The 1973-nt window shown below is 30.2% G+C and carries 4 protein-coding genes and 1 pseudogene; all 5 read left to right on the top strand.

Translation table 11 applies throughout. The features are described 5' to 3' along the window. The coding region (locus tag OC698_RS03030; protein WP_304513216.1) for a DNA adenine methylase at nucleotides 1-384 on the top strand (384 nt) is incomplete at its 5' end. Continuing rightward, nucleotides 347-541 (top strand): annotated as a pseudogene (locus OC698_RS03025) (DNA adenine methylase); the annotation flags it as partial. The gene OC698_RS03030 and the pseudogene OC698_RS03025, both read left to right, overlap by 38 nt. Before the next feature lie 348 nt (nucleotides 542-889). Beyond that, on the top strand, nucleotides 890-1180 hold the full coding sequence (locus OC698_RS03020) for an HU family DNA-binding protein (RefSeq protein ID WP_304513217.1): 291 nt from the start codon (nucleotides 890-892) through the stop codon (nucleotides 1178-1180). Nucleotides 1181-1197: 17 nt separating this feature from the next. Beyond that, nucleotides 1198-1449, top strand: a complete 252-nt coding sequence (locus OC698_RS03015; RefSeq protein ID WP_304513215.1) for a hypothetical protein — start codon at nucleotides 1198-1200, stop codon at nucleotides 1447-1449. After that, nucleotides 1449-1973: hypothetical protein (locus OC698_RS03010; RefSeq protein ID WP_304513214.1), on the top strand; the 525-nt coding region annotated here is incomplete at its 3' end. The genes OC698_RS03015 and OC698_RS03010, both read left to right, overlap by 1 nt.

Genomic DNA, 1973 nt, shown 5'->3' with positions numbered 1-1973 from the left:
AAAACTTATTATGAACCTTTTTTAGGGAGTGGGGTTCTTTATTTTTATTTAAAACCCGCCAAAGCAATTTTAAACGATTACGATCCCGACTTAATTACGATGTGGCGTCAAAGTTTCCAAAATCCTGATCATTTTGTCCATAAGGTCCAAAAAATAGAAAATTATCTTTATCAATATCACAATCAACAAAATCAAAAACAAGCCTTTAAGCATTTATTAAATCAATATAATCAAAATTCCCGAAAAAGCAAAAAATTAACTAGGACAGCCATCTTTTATGTTTTAAATAAATACGCTTTTCGGGGGATTACACGTTATGATCGCCACAATAATTTAAAAGCAACTTTTGGTTATAAACCGAAACAAAAAAACGCCCATCATTAATTTAAACCAATTAATCGCCTACCAACATCACTTCCAAAAGAACAAACATGGTTTATATTGTAGGGATTTTCGAAAAATCATCGCCTCTAGTCACCAAGGCGATTTTCTTTTTTGTGATCCACCTTATTACTATGAAGGGATGAAAGAAAAAGTTTTTTACCAAAAACCATTTTCTTTTACTGATCAGCAACAATTAGCCTTAGAATTGCATCAAGCAACCAAAAAGGGGTCAAATGGTTATATACCAATTATGCTACACCAGCAATTCTTAATTTATTCCCCAACGCGAACCTCATTAAAATCAAAACCACAACCAGCCATTGTCTCGCCCAGAAAAACATCCATCAAGAAATCATTATTAAAAATTATATATAAGATAAAAAAAATAAATAAATCAAAGGAGATTTTCAAAATGAGTGATGCGTTAACGCACATTTATCGCGGGACTTATTTTTCACCAAACAAGACCGTTCCCAACAAGAAAAATAACCAAGGAGAACTAATAATGACTAAAAAAGAATTAATTAAAAAAATTGCCGAAGCGAACCATGCTTCTATTACCAAAACGACAGAGTTTTACCACACTTTTGAAAAGACTTTAAGCGAAGCCATTACATCTCATGCCGAAGTCATTTTATCACCCCAAATTGGGAAATTTGTTTTAAAAGCGAAAAAAGCCTATCATGGCAGACATCCGCAAACAGGGGAAAAAATTAAAATTCCTGCTAAAACGGTAGTCACTTTTAAATTATCTAAAACTATTAAAGACCAAGTAAAAGAGTTAATTTTAAAATAAATTGAAAGAAAAAAAATATGTCCAAAATAATTATCAAAAAAACAAAAAACCCAGAAAAAAATAATCATCATTTAAAAATAAACCCTGAGTTCAAAATTTCACCCATCGAAAAATTACCTTTATTCCAAAAAATTACTTATTTAATGATTATTTTAAATTCGTTTTTATCTTGCTTCGCACTTTATTATGAAAATAAAATTCCTTGGTTTACCACAGGAATTAATAATTTAATTATTTTAATAAAATTAATTATCCCAGGGGGAAAATAATGATGAAAACCCAAAATAAAAATAAAATTTTAACTATTTTAGTTATTTTCCTATGCACTTTTTTAACCATTAGTGCCCTTTCCGCTTTCACTAATTATTTTTTCCGATCCAGAAAAGAAAAAATTAAGTTACTGAGGGAAAGTGATTCGCCTTGTTTTGAAGTAAACAGAATAGACGGTAATAACGAAGATAAAATCCTCCTGCCTTTAACAATCCCGAATTTAAATTCTGATAAATACCACCATTTAATTACTATCAATCATCAAGCTATTTTAAATAAAAAAGGAATGGACATCAATGTTCCTTTATATCTGAAAATGACTACCCAATATGACACCGAAAATACTTTCTCACACCCCGAAACCTATTTCAATTTAGCGATTAAAAATAATGGAAAAAACTATGATGATACCAAACGACCATTGATGATTTTCAATAACGAGGGGATTGGTAAAACAGATATTCAAATCCAGTTGGAACAACGCGAAATCATTAAAGCTAAAAATCCCCAATTAACTTTGACC

This window comes from Candidatus Phytoplasma gossypii (assembly GCF_030586975.1).
GTDB classification, from domain to species: Bacteria; Bacillota_I; Bacilli_A; order Acholeplasmatales; family Acholeplasmataceae; genus Phytoplasma; species Phytoplasma citri.
The sequence above is the reverse complement of the archived record's forward strand: the minus strand, read 5'-3'. Positions and strand labels throughout refer to the sequence as shown.

Coding starts and splice junctions, on each gene's coding strand:
- OC698_RS03015 (WP_304513215.1), top strand. CDS start 1,198: ATGTCCAAAATAATTATCAAAAAAACAAAAAACCCAGAAAAAAATAAT.
- OC698_RS03020 (WP_304513217.1), top strand. CDS start 890: ATGACTAAAAAAGAATTAATTAAAAAAATTGCCGAAGCGAACCATGCT.